Source organism: Pseudomonas sp. MWU13-3659, from assembly GCF_023757525.1.
GTDB classification, from domain to species: domain Bacteria; phylum Pseudomonadota; class Gammaproteobacteria; order Pseudomonadales; family Pseudomonadaceae; genus Aquipseudomonas; species Aquipseudomonas entomophila_E.
Window position 1 is genome coordinate 39,115 of sequence record NZ_JAMSHW010000015.1, and the last position, 17,380, is coordinate 56,494.

Annotated in this window: 17 protein-coding genes; 8 read left to right on the top strand and 9 right to left on the bottom strand. The window is 66.9% G+C overall.

Annotated elements, in window-relative coordinates; translation table 11 throughout:
• Nucleotides 1–51 precede the first annotated feature (51 nt).
• Nucleotides 52–972: a LysR family transcriptional regulator gene (locus tag NGM28_RS18550; protein WP_252091068.1), complete on the bottom strand. Its 921-nt coding sequence runs from the start codon at nucleotides 970–972 to the stop codon at nucleotides 52–54.
• Nucleotides 973–1,096: 124 nt separating this feature from the next.
• Here NGM28_RS18550 and NGM28_RS18555 point away from each other — a divergent pair, with 124 nt between their 5' ends.
• Nucleotides 1,097–1,831 (top strand): SDR family NAD(P)-dependent oxidoreductase, encoded by a 735-nt coding sequence (locus tag NGM28_RS18555; RefSeq protein ID WP_252091069.1) that lies wholly within the window; start codon nucleotides 1,097–1,099, stop codon nucleotides 1,829–1,831.
• An 18-nt stretch (nucleotides 1,832–1,849) separates the two neighbouring features.
• A complete protein-coding gene (locus NGM28_RS18560) occupies nucleotides 1,850–2,053 on the top strand; it encodes a tautomerase family protein (RefSeq protein ID WP_240064938.1) in 204 nt (67 codons plus the stop codon).
• A gap of 76 nt (nucleotides 2,054–2,129) precedes the next feature.
• On the opposite strand, the gene NGM28_RS18565 is transcribed toward NGM28_RS18560, so the two are convergent.
• The gene (locus tag NGM28_RS18565; RefSeq protein ID WP_252091070.1) at nucleotides 2,130–3,023 is read right to left on the bottom strand and encodes a LysR family transcriptional regulator; all 894 of its coding nucleotides are present in this window, start codon (nucleotides 3,021–3,023) and stop codon (nucleotides 2,130–2,132) included.
• 242 nt (nucleotides 3,024–3,265) lie between these two features.
• Between NGM28_RS18565 and argC the strand changes: the two genes are divergently transcribed.
• Both argC and NGM28_RS18575 read left to right on the top strand, forming a co-directional pair.
• Nucleotides 3,266–4,192 (top strand): N-acetyl-gamma-glutamyl-phosphate reductase, encoded by a 927-nt coding sequence (gene argC, locus NGM28_RS18570; RefSeq protein ID WP_252091071.1) that lies wholly within the window; start codon nucleotides 3,266–3,268, stop codon nucleotides 4,190–4,192.
• 176 nt (nucleotides 4,193–4,368) lie between these two features.
• Entirely contained in the window at nucleotides 4,369–5,055 is a 687-nt protein-coding gene (locus tag NGM28_RS18575; RefSeq protein WP_240064941.1) for a GNAT family N-acetyltransferase, read from the top strand.
• Between the two features lie 99 nt (nucleotides 5,056–5,154).
• Here the strand turns inward: NGM28_RS18575 and NGM28_RS18580 are convergent, their stop codons facing one another.
• Genes NGM28_RS18580 through NGM28_RS18600 form a run of 5 tightly spaced genes read right to left on the bottom strand, consistent with a single transcriptional unit; the run spans nucleotide 5,155 to nucleotide 9,591 of the window.
• Complete coding sequence (locus NGM28_RS18580; RefSeq protein ID WP_252091072.1) at nucleotides 5,155–5,910, bottom strand: ABC transporter permease; 756 nt, start codon at nucleotides 5,908–5,910, stop codon at nucleotides 5,155–5,157.
• Nucleotides 5,910–7,115 (bottom strand): ABC transporter substrate-binding protein, encoded by a 1,206-nt coding sequence (locus NGM28_RS18585; protein ID WP_252091073.1) that lies wholly within the window; start codon nucleotides 7,113–7,115, stop codon nucleotides 5,910–5,912. Before NGM28_RS18585 ends, NGM28_RS18580 begins: the two co-directional genes overlap by 1 nt.
• On the bottom strand, nucleotides 7,102–7,923 hold the full coding sequence (locus NGM28_RS18590) for an ABC transporter ATP-binding protein (protein ID WP_252091074.1): 822 nt from the start codon (nucleotides 7,921–7,923) through the stop codon (nucleotides 7,102–7,104). Before NGM28_RS18590 ends, NGM28_RS18585 begins: the two co-directional genes overlap by 14 nt.
• Nucleotides 7,920–8,984: an acyl-CoA dehydrogenase family protein gene (locus tag NGM28_RS18595; protein WP_252091075.1), complete on the bottom strand. Its 1,065-nt coding sequence runs from the start codon at nucleotides 8,982–8,984 to the stop codon at nucleotides 7,920–7,922. The genes NGM28_RS18590 and NGM28_RS18595 overlap by 4 nt, the downstream gene beginning before the upstream one ends.
• A 46-nt stretch (nucleotides 8,985–9,030) precedes the next feature.
• A complete protein-coding gene (locus tag NGM28_RS18600; protein WP_240064946.1) occupies nucleotides 9,031–9,591 on the bottom strand; it encodes a carboxymuconolactone decarboxylase family protein in 561 nt (186 codons plus the stop codon).
• A 102-nt stretch (nucleotides 9,592–9,693) separates the two neighbouring features.
• Here NGM28_RS18600 and NGM28_RS18605 point away from each other — a divergent pair, with 102 nt between their 5' ends.
• Together NGM28_RS18605 and zapE are read left to right on the top strand one after the other, a co-directional pair.
• A complete protein-coding gene (locus NGM28_RS18605; protein WP_240064947.1) occupies nucleotides 9,694–10,605 on the top strand; it encodes an AraC family transcriptional regulator in 912 nt (303 codons plus the stop codon).
• Between the two features lie 157 nt (nucleotides 10,606–10,762).
• Nucleotides 10,763–11,896, top strand: coding sequence for a cell division protein ZapE (zapE, locus tag NGM28_RS18610; protein WP_252091076.1), 1,134 nt, complete (start codon nucleotides 10,763–10,765; stop codon nucleotides 11,894–11,896).
• Nucleotides 11,897–11,932: 36 nt separating this feature from the next.
• Here zapE and NGM28_RS18615 read toward each other — a convergent pair whose 3' ends face one another.
• Nucleotides 11,933–13,822: a propionyl-CoA synthetase gene (locus NGM28_RS18615; RefSeq protein WP_252091077.1), complete on the bottom strand. Its 1,890-nt coding sequence runs from the start codon at nucleotides 13,820–13,822 to the stop codon at nucleotides 11,933–11,935.
• Between the two features lie 154 nt (nucleotides 13,823–13,976).
• Between NGM28_RS18615 and NGM28_RS18620 the strand changes: the two genes are divergently transcribed.
• Complete coding sequence (locus tag NGM28_RS18620) at nucleotides 13,977–15,242, top strand: leucine-rich repeat-containing protein kinase family protein (protein WP_252091078.1); 1,266 nt, start codon at nucleotides 13,977–13,979, stop codon at nucleotides 15,240–15,242.
• Nucleotides 15,243–15,304: 62 nt separating this feature from the next.
• Entirely contained in the window at nucleotides 15,305–16,171 is an 867-nt protein-coding gene (locus NGM28_RS18625; RefSeq protein WP_240064951.1) for a LysR family transcriptional regulator, read from the top strand.
• Here NGM28_RS18625 and NGM28_RS18630 read toward each other — a convergent pair.
• Nucleotides 16,145–17,302 carry an HPP family protein gene (locus NGM28_RS18630; protein WP_252091079.1) on the bottom strand — a complete coding sequence of 386 codons (1,158 nt, stop codon included), beginning with the start codon at nucleotides 17,300–17,302 and terminating at the stop codon, nucleotides 16,145–16,147. The genes NGM28_RS18625 and NGM28_RS18630 overlap by 27 nt on opposite strands.
• Nucleotides 17,303–17,380 lie beyond the last annotated feature (78 nt).

Consider the following 17,380-nt stretch of genomic DNA (forward strand, 5'->3'; position numbering starts at 1 on the left):
GTCGCCGACGCAGCAACAAGAATAGTCAGCCAGGGCACGGCCGACGCGGCTTCAGCCCAACGGTCGGGCCACCGCGGCCACCAGGAAGTCGATGAACACCCGCACTTTCAAGGGCATGTGCCGGGCCTGGGGGTAGACCAGCATGAATGGCCGCGACGTCCCGCCGTAGTCGCCCAGCACCTCCACCAGTTCACCGCTGTCCAGGGCGTCCTGCACGGTGAAGCGGTAGGCCTGCATCAGGCCGCCGCCATGCCTGGCCAAGGTGCTGGTGGCGAGAAAGTCGCCCAGGCAGGTGAACCCGCCCTGGGTGTCGATTTCCACCACCTGCCCGTCCTGACGAAAGCTCCAGGGGGGCCGGCGGCCGCTGCTGGGCATTTCGAACTGGATGCAGTCGTGAGCGGCCAGGTCGGCAGGTGTGCGGGGCACGCCCTTGCGCGCCAGGTAGCCCGGGGTGCCGACAACCACCAGCTCAGCGTCCTCCAGACGCCGGGCCACCAGACGCGAATCGGCTGGAGCACGCCCCCGGATAGCCAGGTCGAACGGCTCCTCGGCGAAATCGACGTTGCGGTTGCTGACGTGAACATCCACCTGGACCTGGGCAAAGCGCTCGCGAAAACGCGGCAGCAACGGCAGCAGACGGTGATGGGCATAGGGGGTCGGCGCGCTGATGCGCAAGCGACCGCTGGGCTCGAGTTGCCCGCCCGCCACCTGGCGCTCGGCCTCGACCAGTTGCCCCAGGGCCTGCCGGCATTGCTGGTAGTACGCCTGCCCGGCCTCGCTCAGGCGCATCTGGCGCGTGGTGCGGACGAACAGGCGCACGCCCAGACGCTCCTCCAGGCGCGCCACGGAACGGCTCACCGCTGCGGGCGTGACGCCAGCCTGGGTGGCCGCCTCGGTAAAACTGCCGGCGTCGGCGGCAAGGCAGAACAGCTCCAGGCTGCCCAATTGCAGGTCATCGAAATGGCGGGTCATGGCAGCCTTATTGATTACATGATGTATCGATTGAAATGCCATGTGCCTCATTTTTCAAGCTCGCGTTGCAATTTAAAGTGAACCCATACCGAGCTTGCGGCTCACCCACCTGGAGATCACCTTCATGAGCACCCCGCGCACCGTCATCATCACCGGCGCTTCCAGCGGCCTGGGCTTCGCCCTTGCCCAGGCCTTCCTCAAGCGCGGCGACAACGTGGTCGGCAACGCCCGCACCGAGGCGCGCCTGAACGAAGCCGCCGTCCGCCTTGGCAACCCGGCGAACTTCGTCGGCGTGGCGGGCGACATCGCTGAGAAAGCCACCGCCGAACGCCTGTTCGCCACCGCCCAGGAAGCCTTTGGCCGGGTCGACATTCTGGTCAACAACGCCGGCATCTTCATTCCCAAGCCAGTGACCGACTACACCGAGACCGATGTCGATGCACTGGTCGGCACCAACCTCAAAGGCTTCTTCTACCCCGCACAAGCGGCGGCACGGGTCATGAAACAACAAGGGCACGGGCACATCATCGCCATCACCGCATCGGTGGCCCTGCAACCGGATACCCGCGTCCCGGCGCTGCTGCCAGTGCTGGTCAAGGGCGGCCTCAACCAGGCGGTCAAGGGCCTGGCCCTGGAACTGGCCGCCAGCGGCGTACAGGTCAATGCGGTGGCACCGGGGATCATCGAGACCCCACTGCATGGCAACCAGGTCGAAGGGCTTGGGGCGTTGTCGCCCAGCGGTCGGGTCGGCAAGCCCGAGGATGTAGTGGACGCCGTGCTGTACCTGACCGACGCACGCTTCGTCAGCGGCGTCATCCTGCCGGTGGACGGCGGCAGCACCGCTGGCACCTGGCACTGAGCGAAGGAGGATACGACCATGCCTTATGTCCATATCCGCGTGACTGACGAAGGCGTCAGCGCCGAGCACAAACGCCTGCTGATCGAAGGCACGACGCAGTTGCTGGAGCGGGTGCTGAACAAGCCGCCGGCCAGCACCTTCGTGGTGATCGAAGAGGTGCCCACCGACAACTGGGGGGTGGGCGGTGAAACAGTGACGGCACTGCGCAAACGATCGACGTAGGAGCCGGCTTGCCGGCGAACCGGGGCAACGCCGAGCCTTGGTTTTCGAAAATGCCGTTCGCCAGCAAGGCTGGCTCCTACAGGTGGCGCGCCATGCTCAGCGTCTGCAGTGCAGCCAGCACATGGCCCGTCGCCCGTTCCACTTCGCCCTGGCGGCAGGCGATTCCCAACTGCCGCCACAACCCCGGCCGCAACGGCCGCTGCGCGATCCGCGGATTGTGCTGTTGCACCTCGCCCTCCTGCGGCAGCAGCGTCGCCCCGTAACCCGCTGCCACCAGGCTCTTGATCGCGTCGTTGTAGTTCAGCTCGATGCGCGGCTCGGGGTACAGCCCGGCCGCCGCGAACCACTTCGACGTCACCCGCGACAACTGCGTGGTGCTGTCGTTGAGGATCAGCGCCCGCCCGGCCAGCCAGCCCGGCGTGACCCGCGTCGGTGGCCGCCAGTCGGCGGGTACGTAGGCCATGATCGGGTCGCGTCGCCAGGGGGTGACCTTCAGCCCTTTGCCCGCCACCTGCGGCAACGCCACCAGGCCGATGTCCAGGGTGCCCTCGCGCAGGCGCGCCAGCGAAGCTTGCGAGGTGAGTACCTGGACCTGCACGTCGATCCCTGGGTGATCCACGCGCAAGGCTTCCAAGGCCTTGGGCAGCAAGTGGGCGATGGCGCCGGTCGAAGCGCCCAGGCGCACCCGGCCGGTCAGGCCTTCGACCTGCCGGCGCACCTCGTCCAGCGCCTGGTCGGCGTCAGCCAGCAAGCGCCGGGCACGGGCCAGCAACGTCTCGCCGACGGCAGTGGGCCGCACCTGGCCGCGGGTACGGGAAAGCAAGGGCGCGCCGATCCGCGCCTCCAGTTCGGCGACATGCAGGCTGATGGTCGGCGGCGCCAGATTGAGCTGGCGGGCGGCGTCGGCGAACGAGCCGAGGTCGGCAATCACCACCAGGGTGCGCAGGCGGTCGAGGCTGATTTCTCGCATTGGGGTCTCGCGTATCGCGGATGACACCGCCCTCTGTAGGAACGGGCTTACCCGCGAACACCGGCGAAGCCGGTGCCATGCACCGTGTTGCCTGATTCGCGGGGCAACCCATTCCCGGAGGGGGCGGGGGCGGCTTCAAAATTGTTCATTTTTCCTGAAGTTGAACATCATGATATTCAAATTTTCTTTCGTCCAGCCGCAGGCGAGGATATCCCTATTCCCCTCCCCTACGGACACCCGCCATGCACCAGCCCCTCGTTTTCATCGACGGCGACCAAGGCACCACCGGCCTGCAGATCCACGCCCGCCTCAACGGTCGCCAGGACCTGCGCCTGCTGACCCTGCCCGAGGCCGAGCGCAAGGACCCGGCGCGCCGGGCCGAAGCCATCAACAGCGCCGATATCGCCCTGCTCTGCCTGCCCGATGACGCGGCCCGCGACGCCGTGGCGACGATCCACAACCCGGTGGTGCGGGTGATCGATGCCAGCTCCGCCCACCGCACCAGCCCAGGTTGGGTCTACGGCCTGCCAGAACTGAATGCCCAACAGGCCGAGCGCATCGCCCAGGCCAAGCGGGTGAGCAACCCCGGCTGCTACCCCACCGGCGCCATCGCCTTGCTGCACCCACTGGTCAAGGCCGGGTTGCTGCCGGCGGACTACCCGCTGAGCATCCACGCCATCTCCGGCTATTCCGGTGGCGGCCGCGCCGCAGTCGAGCGCCATGAACAGCCCAGCGAAGGCTACCTGCCGACGCTGCAGCTGTATGGCCTGGAGCTGGCGCACAAACATGTGCCGGAAATCCAGCAACACGCCGGGCTCAGTGCGCGCCCGCTGTTCGTGCCGGGTTACGGCGCCTACCGCCAGGGCATCGTGCTGAGCATCCCGCTGCAGCTGCGCCTGCTTCCGGGTGTTGCCGTCGAACAGTTGCAGGCCTGCCTGGAGCAGCACTACCAGGGTGCCCGCCATGTGCAGGTGATGCCGCTGCACCAGCACGGCCCGGCCACCGCGCTGGACCCGCAGGCGCTGAACGACAGCAACGACCTGCGCCTGGCCCTGTACGCCAACCCCGAGCATGGTCAGGTGCTGCTGACCGCTGTGTTCGACAACCTGGGCAAGGGCGCCTCGGGTGCCGCGGTACAGAACCTCGACCTGATGCTCGCTGCTCTGTAGGAGCCAGCTTGCTGGCGAACGATGCCAGGTACGATCCAGAGTCTGCGCGGGGCCCGGTTCGCCAGCAAGCTGGCTCCTACCAGTACACAGTAAGCGGCGTGCTGCAACAACGGTTAGACTGGGCGCCCGCGTCGGTGTGACGCGGGTGTTCATGCCCAACCGGAGCCCTGCCCGCGATGTTCATCCTCCGCCGCCTCGACGGCGTGCCGCCCGAATCCTTCCAGAACCAGATCCGCCAGCTGGTGATCGACCATGTCGGCCAGCTCAGCAGTGTCGCCATCAGTGCGGACAATCCGCTCTACCCGCTGTACCAGTACGGCGTGGGGCTTGAGGTGCACCAATACCTGATGGCCCTGGACGGCACCCGTGGCCTGGCCGTGGAACTGACCCTGGCGCTGGACGCCGAGGCCCCGGACCAACTGCTGGGCTTCGCCCTGGCGCTACCGGCACAAGACAACCCGCAAGCCTGTGCCCTGGCCTACCTTGCCGTGGACTCACGCCATCGCCGCCAAGGCATCGCACGCGGCCTGCTGGACGACCTGCGCGCGCGTTACGGCTGTGTCGAGCTGAGCGCCTTCGCCGCGCAGGTACCGTGGTTCGAAGCCATGGGCCTGCAAGTGGTGGCCAGCGCCGGGCCGCAAGTGCTGATGAGCAGCACCGGGCATGCCAGCGGGGCGTTGATCGGGCGGCTGGATATCGCGCCGATCTACCAGACCGTCGAAGTGCGGCAGATCCATGCGTACCTGCTCAAGCAGCAGGGTGAGGAGGCAATGGTGGAGGCGGAGCGGCTGCGCGACGAGCGGCTGGATGAGTTGGCGGAACAGGCCAGGGTGTGCGTCAAGCAACGGCTTACCCGGCATTGAGTGTAGGAGCGGCTTCAGCCGCGATCACCCGCGAAACGGGTGCCAGACACCGCAGCGCCTGCATCGCGGCTGAAGCCGCTCCTACAGCGAACAGGTCGATCAGGCATGCACCCAACGCCGGTGCAGCCCGCGTGCCAGTGCATCGAGCATGAAGCCGAGCACGCCGATCAGCAGCACCATCGCCATCAACTCGGAATACGCCAGCCGGTCCCGGGTATCGAGAATGAAGTAGCCCAGCCCCGCGCTCACCCCGAGCATCTCGCACGGCACCAGCACGATCCACAGGATGCCGATGGCCAGGCGCACCCCGGTCAGCACATGGCCGATCACCCCGGGAACGATCACCTTGCACAAGGTCTCCCAGCGCGTGGCGCTCAGGCTGCGGCTCAGCTGCAACCAGCGCGGGTCGAGCTGGCGCACGCCCGCCGCCGTATTGAGCAGGATCGGCCACAGCGCGGCAAAGGCCAGCAGGAAGTAGATCGGCTGGTCGCCCACCCCCATCAGCATCACCACCACCGGCATCCACGACAGCGGCGAGATCATGCGCAGGAACTGGAACGCCGGCGTGGTCGCTGCCTCCAGGTGCCGGTAGCTGCCCACCAGCAAGCCCAGCGGCACACCGATCAGCAGCGCCAGCAGCAGGCCGACCAGGATGCGCTTGAGGCTCACCCAGACATGCCCGTACACCTCGCCCTGCCCCAGCAACTCGACCAGGCTGTGCAACGTGGCCTGGGGCGAGAAGCGCGCGGACAACCCATCGGCTTCGCCGAACACCCGCACCCCCAACCACCACAGCAACAGCAGCGCCGCAAGGCCGGCAAGGCCCAGGGCGCCATGTACGACGTGCTTGCGCATCAGACCGCGAACTCCTCGCTACGCTGGAAGTTCTCGGCGATACCGAATGTAGCCGGGCCACCGACGGCGGCGATGGCGTTACGCACGAAGCGGTCGTCGACCAGGTCGCGGGCGGCGTGGGCCGGGTCCAGATTGGCGAGGAAACCGTTCTCGCCTTCGATCAGGGTGTTCTTCAGCCGCTTGACCAGTTCCTCTGTGTAGCTGGGGTACGGGTACGGCTGGAAGTCGATGCGCTTTTCATCCCACTGCTGGTGCTGGATGGCACCGCTGGCGATATAGCCCGCGCGGTCGTCGGCGGACGGTGCCAGCACCCGGGTGAGCACTGCCGGCTCGTGCGGGGTGTACTTGTTGGGGCCAGCCTTGGACAGCAGCGCGGCCGCCTCGGCGCGGTGCTCGCGGGTCCACTGCTGGGCCTTGACGATGGCGTTGACCACCTTCTGCGACCACTCGGGGCGATTATTGAGGTCGTGCTCATGCATGAACACCACGCAGCAGGCATGGTTACGCCACACATCGCCGGTAAAGCGCTGCACGCGACCGACCTTGAGGTTCTCGGCCAGGGCGTTGAACGGCTCGGCGACGATGTAGCCGGCGATGCGCTTGCTGGCCAGGGCCGGTGGCATGTCCGATGGCGGCAGCACCAGCAGGTTGACTTCGTTGGCGGCCAACGGCGCGGTGGCGGGCTTGGACACTGCCTTGAGGCCGTTGTCGGCGAGCATCTGCTGCAGCACCACGTTGTGGATCGAATACCAGAACGGGATGGCCACGGTCTTGCCACCGAGTTGCTTCATGTCGGTGATGTCCGGCGCCACGGCCAGGCCCGAGCCACCGACGTGGTTCCAGGCCACGACCTTGGCCGGCACCTTGCTGCCGTAACGCGCCCACACGGTCATCGGCGACAGCAGGTGGATGACGTTGACCTGGCCGGAGATGAACGCCTCGATCACCTGGGCCCAGCTGCGCAGCAGCACCGGGCGTTCGGCCTTGATGCCTTCGGCCTCGAACAGGCCGTTGTTGTGCGCCACCAGCAGCGGCGTGGCGTCGGTGATCGGCAGGTAGCCGATGCGTACCGGCGCATCCGGTTCGGCGGCGGCGCGGGCCTGCAGGCTGGACAGCAACGGCACGGCACCGGCGGCGGTGAGCATGGCGCTCAACTTGAGGAAATCGCGACGGGACGTCGAGGAACAGCAGTCATCCATGCACATGGACAGCCTCCGAGGGCAAGGGGGATGGGGTGGGTTCGGCTGTGCGGCTTGCCCGCCGTAGGGTTTTCAGGATGTCGATACGTAGGGCGCCCAGTTCCTCGACCCGCTGCGCGCGCGGCTGCGGCAGGTCGATGCGCCACTGGCCGAGGGTGCGCGCCGGGTGGTCGCCCAGTAGCAGCACGCGGTCGGACAGCAGCAGGGCTTCGTCGATGTCGTGGGTGATCAGCACGGCGGCGGTGTTGTGGGTGGCGATCAGTTGCAGCAGCAGTTGCTGCATGTCGGCGCGGGTCACCTCGTCCAGCGCGCCGAACGGCTCGTCGAGCAGCAACACTTCGGGTTGGCGCGCCAGGCAGCGGGCCAGCGCGGTGCGCTGGGCCATGCCACCGGACAACTGGGCGGGGTACTGAGCGCGCGCATGGGCCAGGCCTACCGCCTCGATGGCATGGTCGATCCGCGCCCGGCGCTCGTTGCTCGAGAGCTTGGGCTGGCGGGCGAAGTCGAGGCCGAAGGCGACGTTCTTTTCCAGGCTGAGCCAAGGCAGCAGGCTCGGGTCCTGGAACGCCACAGCCAGGCGCGGATGCGGCCCCTGCAACGCCTCGCCATGCAACGTGACGACACCGTCACGTGGTTGCTGCAGGCCCGCCAGCACCCGCAGCAAGCTGGACTTGCCCACCCCACTGGGGCCGAGGATGGTGACCACCTCGCCAGCGGCCAGGGTCAGGTCGAACTGCGCCAACACCGCCTGCCAGCCACCCTCGCGGGGGTAGCCCAGGCTGATGCCCCGGGCTTCGAGCAACGCATCGCTCATGCCGTGGCCGCCTGGCGCTGCAACTCGGCGCGCAGTTGCACCAGGCTCGGGGTGACGATCGGCACGAACGCCGACTCGCGCCAACGGCGGGCGAAGCCTTCGCCGTAGGCGGTCAGGTACGCTTTGCCACCGCTGGCCTGAAGCTCCAGCTGCACGGCGTCGGCGGCGCTTTCGGCGAGGGTGATGCGCAGCTTGAACAGGGCGGCCGGCTGCTTGAGGAAGCGGCCGTCGAGCAGGCCCTGCTTCAACTCACCGACGGTGTTCTCCAGGCGTTCCCTGAGTACCAGGCTGGCCTCTTCGAGGAACGAGCCACGGCCTTGCAGGTGCTCCTGCACCTCGTCCAGTGCGCGTCGGGCCAGGCCGATGGCCATGCCGCACTGCAGCGCGAGAAACGCCGGGCGCACCTTGGGCAGGAACTCGCGGGCATTGTCATGCAGCAGCCAGTCGCGGGCCAGCTTCACCTGGTGGAAGGCCAGTGCGGCGGTGTTGCTCGATTGCAGCCCCATCAGTTGCAGGTCGTCGGAACGTTCCAGACCTTGGGCGGTGGACGGAATCGCGACCACGAACGGTGCGCCACCGGCATCGTCCTCGATGGCCGCGGCCACCACGAAGCCGCATTTGCGCAGGTTGGTCACCCAATGCAGGCGGCCTTCCAGGGTCCAGCCGTCCGCTTCGGGCCGACCGCGCACTTGCAGGGCCTCGATGCCGGACAGGAACTTCATGGCATTGGACAACCCCGTGGCGCCGGCCAGTTCGCCCTTGAGCAGGTCTGGGATCAAGCGCTCGCGCAGGCGTTGGTTGGGGCTTTGCAACAGGTATTCGATGAAGGCGCGCTGCCCCCAGCAGACGAAGGCCGCGGCCAACGAGCGGCTGGCGATGGCGGCAATGGCTTCCACCGCCTCGGTGACGTCGCCGCCCGAGCCGCCCAGGGCTGGGTCGACGCCGACGCGCAGCAATTGCGACTCGGCGATGTGCGCCAGGACCAGGTGCGGGTCGCACCGACCCTGGTCGATGGCCTCGGCATTGGCATCCAGCCAGTGGCGAAATGCGGAATCAAGCATGTCCCTACTCCTTTGAAACGCCGGCCACGCCGGCACCGGGCGTGGTTTACGCCGAAGGCTGCCAGCGGTACTTGCCCAGCTCGTCATTGAGCGGCGTCTGGGCGAACACATTAGCAAAGTTGCACAGGGTTGCGAGGCTCACGCCGAGGATCACTTCCAGGGCGTTGCCCTCGGTGAAGCCGGCGTCGCGGAAGGCCTGGTAGGTGGCATCACTGACGTTGCCGCGGGTGGCGATCACTTCACGGGCGAACTCGGCCAGGGTCTCGAAGCGGGCATCCGGCAACTCGCCACGGGCGCGCAGCGCATCGACCACCTCTTGCGGCAGCTTGGCCTTGTTCAGCGCCACGGCGGTGTGGCCAGCCACGCAGAAGTCGCAACCGTGCTTTGTAGCAGCAATCAACTGCACCACTTCGCGCTCGGCCAGGGTCAGTTCGGCCTTGCCGTTGAGCGCCGACACCGTGACGTAGGTTTCCAGGGCGGCCGGGGCGTTGGCGAGGATGCCCAGCAGGTTGGGGATGAAGCCGGAGTTCTTCTGCGCGTTCTCGAGGAACGGACGCGCGGCTTCCGGGGCGGTCTGCAGGCTGTGTAGAGTAATGCGCGCGGACATGGAGTGGTCTCCTTTGATGTAGGTCGCTACAGTCTGTTGGTTATAAGAAGTAGCATCCATATTCATCAGTCGCCTTTACTTGCTCCAGAGTCCTTGCATTAGATGATTTCATCCAGCCACCTCGTCGATTGGTTATTAGAAGGCCTGGAGCTCGACGCCAGCCTGTTCCATGTCGGCCGCTACTGCGGCGGCTGGCATGCCAGCACCCAGGGCATGGGCCGGGCCAGTTTCCACCTGGTGGTGCAGGGGCATTGCTGGCTGCACATCGATGGCCAGCCTGAAGCGCTGCGGCTGGACAGCGGCGACGCAGTGTTCCTGCTGCGTGACCTGGGCTATCGACTGTCCAGTGACCGCAACGCAACCGATGCCTGCGCCCAGCCGCGCCAGACGATGCAGGGGCTGGATCTGGAAGCGGGTGATGGCGTGGGGTTGGTGTGCGGGTTCTTCCATTTCCAGACGGGGCTGTCGACGCTGATCGTCGAAGGGTTGCCGGGCTGGATCCTGCTACGTGCCGGGGACCCGGCCGGAAGCGCGGCACGGGCGCTGTTCGAGTTGATCCTCGAGGAGTGCCGGCGCACGCCTCAACCGTCGGCCACGTTGCTCGAGCGGCTGACTCACCTGTTGTTCCTCTACGTACTGCGCCAGCAGGTGCATGAGGGGCTGTCGCTCGGCGGCCTGGTCGCCCTCGCCCGCCAGCCGGCCTTCGCCGGGTTGCTGGAGCAAATGATCGAGCAGCCTGGGCAGGCCTGGACGCTGGAGAGCATGGCGGCCTGCGCGGGGCTTTCGCGCTCGGCGTTCTTCAAGCGCTTCAACGAGCTGGCCGGGCAGTCGCCGGGGCAAGTGCTGCTGGCGCTGCGCATGCGCCATGCCTGCCAGTTGCTCAAGGCGGGAAGTACCGTCGAGCAGGTGGGGGCGCAGGTGGGGTATCAATCGGTGGCTGCGTTTACCCGGGCGTTTGCCAAGGCAGTGGGGGTGCAGCCGGGCGCTTATCGCAGGCAGTGCAATGAGCCGTGAAGGCTTCGGCATTCAGTGGCTGGGTTTTGACGAAGGCTGAAGCGGGCCGCCCACCTATCGCATTTCACGATCATTGCCCAGCACATTCTCGATTGGTCAAAAGGCCCGCGCTCGCGCAAGCTGCGCGCTGCCTGTACCTGTTCTAGGACCCTGCCCCATGCCCACCTGGCTTCCCGCTCCACTTCGCAAACAGCGCCTGCGCAGCGAATCCGTCGTGAACAGCGCGCTGCCGGGCCACTTCCGGCAAAAGGCGATCGAGCGCGGCTACACCCTGAGCGACAGCCAGAACCGGGTGATCGAAGCCATGGCCCGCACACTGGCCACGCTCGACACCGATCAGCCGCGCAGCCTGTACCTGCATGGCGCGGTGGGGCGCGGCAAGAGCTGGCTGCTCGATGGTTTCTTCCAGGCGGTGCCTACGCCCGACAAGCGACGCCTGCACTTCCATGACTTCTTCGCTCGCCTGCACCAGGGCATGCACCACCACCGGGCGCTGGACGATGCATTGGGGGCGACGCTCGACACGTTGCTGGGCGATTGCCGGGTGCTGTGCTTCGATGAGTTCCATGTGCACGATATCGGCGACGCCATGCTCCTCACCCGGCTGTTCAGCGCCCTGTTCCAGCGCGGCGTGCTCTTGCTGGTGACCTCCAACTACGCCCCCGAAGGGCTGCTGCCCAACCCGCTGTACCACGAACGCTTCCTGCCGGTGATCCGCTTGATCAACAGCCGCATGCAGGTCCTGGAAGTCGGGGGCGACACGGATTTTCGCAGCCTGCCGGCCAACCGTGAACACCAGCGTTTCACCCGGGGGCATTACGTCTGGCCTGGTACCCCGGAACAGCGCCAGGCGCTGGCGCTGCCGACAACTTCGCCAAGCGTGCTGGACATCAACAAGCGGCCGCTGCGCGCCCTGGCCAGCGAAGATCGACAGGTGATGTTCGCCTTCGACGACCTGTGCGAGCAGCCTACCGCGGTGATCGACTACCTGGCGCTAGCCGAACGTTACGATCAGTTCACCATCGATGGCCTGGACGACCTGGCCGAGTGCTCGCTCGCCGCGCAGCAGCGGTTCGTCAACCTGGTGGATGTGCTGTATGACCTGGATCGCCAGGTGACAGTGATTGGCAAACGGCCGCTGGAGCAGAGCCTTGGCGGAGCGCTCGCCGACCTGATGCGTACACGAAGCCGACTGGGGCAGCTGCATCGGATTGGCCCCTGTAGGAGCGGCTTGAGCCGCGATGCAGGCAACGCGGTGCCTGGCACCCGCTTCGCGGGTGATCGCGGCTGAAGCCGCTCCTACAGAGGTTGCATCAGGTCGATGGGTTCAACCCGCCCGGGGCAGGTCCGCCAGCACCCCTTCGATCTCCTCCAGCACCGCCGGGTCGTCCAGGGTCGAGGGCGCAACATAGTCCTGCCCGTCGGCGATCTTGCGCAGCACCGCCCGCAGGATCTTGCCCGAACGGGTCTTGGGCAGGCGCTTGACCAGCCGCACGCGGTTGAAGCAGGCCAGGGCGCCGATCTGCTCGCGCACACTGGCCACCAGCTCGCCCTGCAACTGTGCCTCGCCGATGCCCTGCCCGTCCTTGAGCACCACCAGCGCCAGCGGCACCTGCCCCTTGATCTCGTCATGCACGCCGATCACCGCGCATTCGGCCACCGCCGGATGCCGCGCCACCAGGTCCTCCATCTCGCCCGTGGACAGGCGATGGCCGGAGACGTTTATCACGTCGTCGGTACGGCCCATGATGTAGACGAAGCCGTCGTCATCCAGGTAGCCACCGTCACCGGTGTGGTAATAGCCCGGATAGCTGCGCAGGTAAGCTTCCAGATAGCGCGGGTGATCGCCCCAGAGTGTCTGGCTGCAACCGGGCGGCAACGGCAAGGCGATCACGATGGCGCCCTGCTGATTGGGCCCAAGCGGCTTGCCCTCGTCGTCCAGCACCTGCACGTTGTAACCCGGCACCGCACGGTTGCTGGACCCCGGCCGGGCGGCACAGCCCTGCAGCCCCACGCAAGGCGCGGTCACCGGCCAACCGGTCTCGGTCTGCCACCAATGGTCGTGCACCGGCTTGCCGCTGACCCGCTCCAGCCATTCATGGGTGCTGGAATCGAGCTTCTCTCCCGCCAGGAACAACTGGCGCAAGGCGCCCAGGTCGTGACGGCGGATCAGCTCACCGTGCGGGTCTTCCTTGCGGATCGCACGCATCGCGGTAGGTGCGCAGAACAGGCCATTGACCTTGTACTGCTCCACCACCCGCCAATAGGCCGAGGCGTCCGGGGTGCGGATCGGCTTGCCTTCGTAGAACACGGTGGTGCAGCCGCTCATCAGCGGCCCGTAGACGATCAGCGAATGGCCGACCACCCAGCCCACATCGGAAATCCCCCACCACACATCACCCGCCTGCATGCCATAGACATGGCGCATGGCGTAGCACAGGGCCACTGCGTTGCCGCCATTCTCGCGCACGATGCCCTTGGGTTTGCCGGTGGTGCCGGAGGTATACATGATGTACAGCGGGTCGCCCGCGTCCAGCTCCACCGGGGCGGCCGGCGCGGCGCCCGACAATGCCTGTTCCCAGTCCAGGTCGCGGCCGGGTTGCAGCTCGGCCTTCGCCTGGGGCCGCTGCAGCACCAGCACCTGCCGGGGCTGGTGCCGGGCCAGTTGCAGGGCGCGATCGACCAGCGGCTTGTATTCGATGACCCGGTCGAACTCCAGCCCGCACGAGGCCGTGAGCAACAACGTAGGCCGCGCATCGTCGATGCGCAGGGCCAGTTCGTTGGCGGCAAAGCCACCAAACACCACCGAGTGCACCGCGCCGATTCGCGCGCAGGCGAGCATGGCCATCGCCGCCTGGGGCACCATGGGCATGTAGATGATCACCCCATCACCCTTGCTCACACCCAGCGAGCGCAACAAGCCAGCCAGGCGCGCGACTTCGTCCCGCAGTTGGTTGTAGGTGAAGGTCTGCTGCACGCCGGTCACGGGCGAGTCATAGATCAGCGCCAACTGCTCGCCACGGCCCTGCTCGATCTGATGGTCGAGGGCCAGGTAACAGCTGTTCAGCCGGCCATCGGCAAACCAGCGGTGGGTACCGTCGGGGTTTTCCTGCAAGGTGAGCGAGGGCTTGCGGTGCCAGGCCAGCTGTTCGGCCTGGGCGTGCCAGAAGGCGGCGGGATCGCTGATGGAATGGGCGTAGCTGTGCTGGTAGGTCATTGGTTCGCAACCCGGTACTTGTTGTTATAGAAGGGCGAACTTCGAGTATGGACCGCTGCCTGCAGCCTGCCATTTGACTTAAGTCGCAACCCATATGCAGATTTGCAGTGGTCATCTGGCTAGAATGGCCGCCCACCGATGCCAGACCCGTTCCATGCACAACCTCGACGACCTCCGCGCCGGCCGCCTGCGCGGCATCACCCGCCTTGACCTTGAGTTGGGCCTGAGCGAATTCCCCCGCGAGATCTTCACGCTGGCCGACAGCCTGGAGGTGCTCAACCTCAGCAACAACGCCCTGAGTGAACTGCCCGACGACCTGCATCGCCTGACGCGGCTGAAGGTGCTGTTCTGCTCCGGCAATCGCTTCACCGAGCTGCCAGCAGCGCTGGGACGTTGCGCGAACCTCGAAACGGTGGGCTTTCGCGACAACCAGATCCAGCTCGTCACCGCACAGGCGCTGCCTGCCAGCCTGCGGGCCCTGATCCTCACCGAGAACGCACTGGAAACACTGCCGGATGCCTTGGGCGACTGCACCTGGCTGCAAAAGCTGATGCTTGCCGGCAACCGCCTCATCGCCCTGCCCGCGGGCCTCGCCCGTTGCGAACGGCTTGAACTGCTGCGCATCGCCAGCAACCACCTGCCCGCCCTGCCTGAGTGGCTGCTGCGCATGCCCAGCCTGGCCTGGCTGGCCTATGCCGACAACCCGATGCCGCAGGGTTTCATCGCGCCCGTCGACGAGGGCCACTGCCCACGGATCGACTGGCAGGATGTTCACCTCGAGCAGGTGTTGGGCCAAGGCGCCTCCGGCGTGATCCACCGCGCCATGTGCCAGGATGCGCCGATGGCGGTCAAGCTGTACAAGGGCGCGCTCACCAGCGATGGCTCGCCCCTGGCGGAGATGAGCGCCTGCATCGCGGCCGGCGATCATCCGAACCTGGTGCGCCTGGCCGGCCGCATCGATGATCATCCACAACAGTTGCCCGCCCTGGTGATGCACCTGATCGCCCCGCACTGGCGCAACCTTGCCGGCCCACCCAGCCTCGACAGCTGCACCCGCGACCGCTATGCCGATACGTTTGCGTTGCCCCTGAGCAACGTGCGACGCCTGGCTTCCGGTATCGCCTCGGTGTGCGCGCACCTGCATGGGCGCGGCCTGAGCCACGGCGACCTGTACGCCCACAACATACTGTTCGACGACGGCCAGTGCCTGCTGGGCGACTTCGGTGCGGCGTCGTTCCATCCCCGGTCTCAGGCCCTTGAGCGCCTGGAAGTCCGTGCCTTTGGCATCCTGTTGGAAGAGCTGCTGGCGCATTGCCCGGAAAGCGACAAGGTGTTGCACGCCTTGGCCAGGCGTTGCCAGCACCCCGACGTGACTGAACGACCGCTGTTCAACGAACTGGTGGAAAGGCTGTCAGCCTGATTGCCCGCCCCATTTCGGGGCAAAAGCCCTAGAATGGATGCCCCTCCTCCCTAGAGCCCACCATGGACATCGATCAGGCCCGTACCTTCCTGGAAATCGTCCGCTGCGGCAGCCTGGTGGCCGCAGCCGAACGCCTGTTCGTGTCGCAGACCGCCATCACCGCCCGCGTGCAGCGCCTGGAGCAGCAACTGGGCTGCCAACTGTTCGTGCGCAGCCGCAACGGCGCCAGCCTGACCGCCGACGGCGAGGCGTTCGTCAGCTACGCCAACCAGCTGGTGCAGACCTGGGAAGCCGCACGCCGCGACCTGCCGTTGCCCCAAGGCTGCCAGCAAGTGCTGCATGTGGGCGGCGAGGTGAGCCTGGGCAACCCGATGATGCTCGACTGGGTCAGCGCCCTGCACCAGGAGATGCCCAACCATGCCATCCGCAGCGAAGTCAGCGACGGCGAGTCGCTGTTGCGCAAGGTGGAGATGGGCCTGCTGGATGCCGCGCTGGTGTACCAGCCGACCTACGGCCCAGGCCTGCAGGTGGAGCAGTTGATGGAGGAAAAGCTGATCCGCATTCGCCGGATCGATCAGCCCGAGCCCTATGTCTACATCGATTGGGGCGCCGCCTTCCGCCGCCGCCACGACGCCGCCCTGCCCGACCTGGCGCGCGCGCCGCTGAGCTTCAACCTCGGGCCGCTGGCGTTGCAGTTCATCCTCGACCGTGGCGGCAGTGGCTACTTCCGTACCCGCGTGGTGCAGGCCTATCTGCAGAACGGGGTGTTCGAGCGGGTGCCCCAGGCGCCGGAGTTCACCTACCCGACCTACCTGGTGTATGCCCGCGAGCGTGACAGCGCGGCCCTGCAACAGGCCTTTGCCATCCTGCGCCGGCTGGTCGCGGCCGGCGAGAGCGACTGGTCACAACGCTGGGACCCGCTCATCTGAGCCCTGCGCGGCGGCAGTGAGCAGGTGCCGCTTGAGGCCTGCGATCAGGTCAGTCTGGGTGATCACGCCGACCAGACGCTCGCCGTCCAGCACGGGCAGGCAGTGCCGGCCCTGCTCGCCGAGCAAGGGCAACAGCCGTTCCAGCGGGTGCCGCGGGGTAACGCTGACCACCTGGCGGTTCATCACCTGCGCCAGGCGCACGGGCTGGCGTCGCAACAGGCTGCGCCAGCGGATGCGTCCACGCGCCATGGCCGCCTCGACCAGATCGGCGACGCCGACGAGGCCCACCAGACGCCCCTCGTCCAGCACCGGCAGGGTCTGCAGGTGATGGCTGGCCAGCAGCTTCCAGGCCTGCTCAAGGGACATGCCTGGCGTGGCCACCTGCACATCGCGGGACATCACCGCCCCGGCATCGATGCCGCCCAGGCTGCGTTGCAAGGCATGCTGCTCGGTGGCCAGGACAATGCGTTCGAGCTCGTCGCGGGTGACATCGACGAACTCGCCGATTTCCGCCAGGGCCAGGTCGAGGTCGGCGCTGCTGATCCCGACCCGCTCGCTGGGCAGTGGGTCGCGGGTGTGGTGAAGGTCCTTGCGCGGCACCGCGCCCTTTGGGTAGCGCACACCGGTGAGGCGGTTGTAGAGCACCGCCACGGCGACCAACACCAAGGCGTTGAGCAGCACCGGCTCAAGCAGATGGTCACCCAGCGCCACCAGCCCCGGGTCAGCCAGCACCGCGCTCACGGCCACGCCACCGCCGGGCGGATGCAGGCAACGCAGCAGGCACATCACCAGGATCGCGATGCCCAGCGCAGCCGCCGCCACCCACAGTCCGTCGCCGAAACCCTGGCGCATGGCCAACCCCACGACACCGGCCAGGGCATAGCTGCCCAGCACCGGCCAGGGCTGGGCCAAGGGCCCGGAGTGCACGGCGAACACCAGCACCGCCGAGGCCGCCAGCGGGCCGAGCAGGTGCAAGGCGATGGATGGGCCATAGGCGAGGCTGCACAGGTAACCGGCGAAGAACAGCCCAAGCAACGCGCCAATGCCGGCACGCAGCCATTCTTTGGGAGGGATGTTCAAGGGCGCCGGGAGCAGGCGTTGCAAGCGGGTTTCGGGACGCGAGGCAGGCATCGGGGTATTCGGGTCGTGTTCTTCTGATCAAAAAGAAAGCCCAGCGCAACCGGCCTGGGCCCTGTGTTGCGCAATGCA

Bases quoted from the DNA above. Each gene is read 5' to 3' on its own strand.
- NGM28_RS18560 (WP_240064938.1), top strand. From the start codon at position 1,850: ATGCCTTATGTCCATATCCGCGTGACTGACGAAGGCGTCAGCGCCGAG.
- NGM28_RS18585 (WP_252091073.1), bottom strand. From the start codon at position 7,115: ATGTGCATGGATGACTGCTGTTCCTCGACGTCCCGTCGCGATTTCCTC.
- NGM28_RS18605 (WP_240064947.1), top strand. From the start codon at position 9,694: ATGATTTCATCCAGCCACCTCGTCGATTGGTTATTAGAAGGCCTGGAG.
- zapE (WP_252091076.1), top strand. From the start codon at position 10,763: ATGCCCACCTGGCTTCCCGCTCCACTTCGCAAACAGCGCCTGCGCAGC.
- NGM28_RS18550 (WP_252091068.1), bottom strand. From the start codon at position 972: ATGACCCGCCATTTCGATGACCTGCAATTGGGCAGCCTGGAGCTGTTC.
- argC (WP_252091071.1), top strand. From the start codon at position 3,266: ATGCACCAGCCCCTCGTTTTCATCGACGGCGACCAAGGCACCACCGGC.
- NGM28_RS18595 (WP_252091075.1), bottom strand. From the start codon at position 8,984: ATGCTTGATTCCGCATTTCGCCACTGGCTGGATGCCAATGCCGAGGCC.
- NGM28_RS18580 (WP_252091072.1), bottom strand. From the start codon at position 5,910: ATGCGCAAGCACGTCGTACATGGCGCCCTGGGCCTTGCCGGCCTTGCG.
- NGM28_RS18555 (WP_252091069.1), top strand. From the start codon at position 1,097: ATGAGCACCCCGCGCACCGTCATCATCACCGGCGCTTCCAGCGGCCTG.
- NGM28_RS18575 (WP_240064941.1), top strand. From the start codon at position 4,369: ATGTTCATCCTCCGCCGCCTCGACGGCGTGCCGCCCGAATCCTTCCAG.
- NGM28_RS18625 (WP_240064951.1), top strand. From the start codon at position 15,305: ATGGACATCGATCAGGCCCGTACCTTCCTGGAAATCGTCCGCTGCGGC.
- NGM28_RS18565 (WP_252091070.1), bottom strand. From the start codon at position 3,023: ATGCGAGAAATCAGCCTCGACCGCCTGCGCACCCTGGTGGTGATTGCC.
- NGM28_RS18590 (WP_252091074.1), bottom strand. From the start codon at position 7,923: ATGAGCGATGCGTTGCTCGAAGCCCGGGGCATCAGCCTGGGCTACCCC.
- NGM28_RS18620 (WP_252091078.1), top strand. From the start codon at position 13,977: ATGCACAACCTCGACGACCTCCGCGCCGGCCGCCTGCGCGGCATCACC.
- NGM28_RS18615 (WP_252091077.1), bottom strand. From the start codon at position 13,822: ATGACCTACCAGCACAGCTACGCCCATTCCATCAGCGATCCCGCCGCC.
- NGM28_RS18600 (WP_240064946.1), bottom strand. From the start codon at position 9,591: ATGTCCGCGCGCATTACTCTACACAGCCTGCAGACCGCCCCGGAAGCC.
- NGM28_RS18630 (WP_252091079.1), bottom strand. From the start codon at position 17,302: ATGCCTGCCTCGCGTCCCGAAACCCGCTTGCAACGCCTGCTCCCGGCG.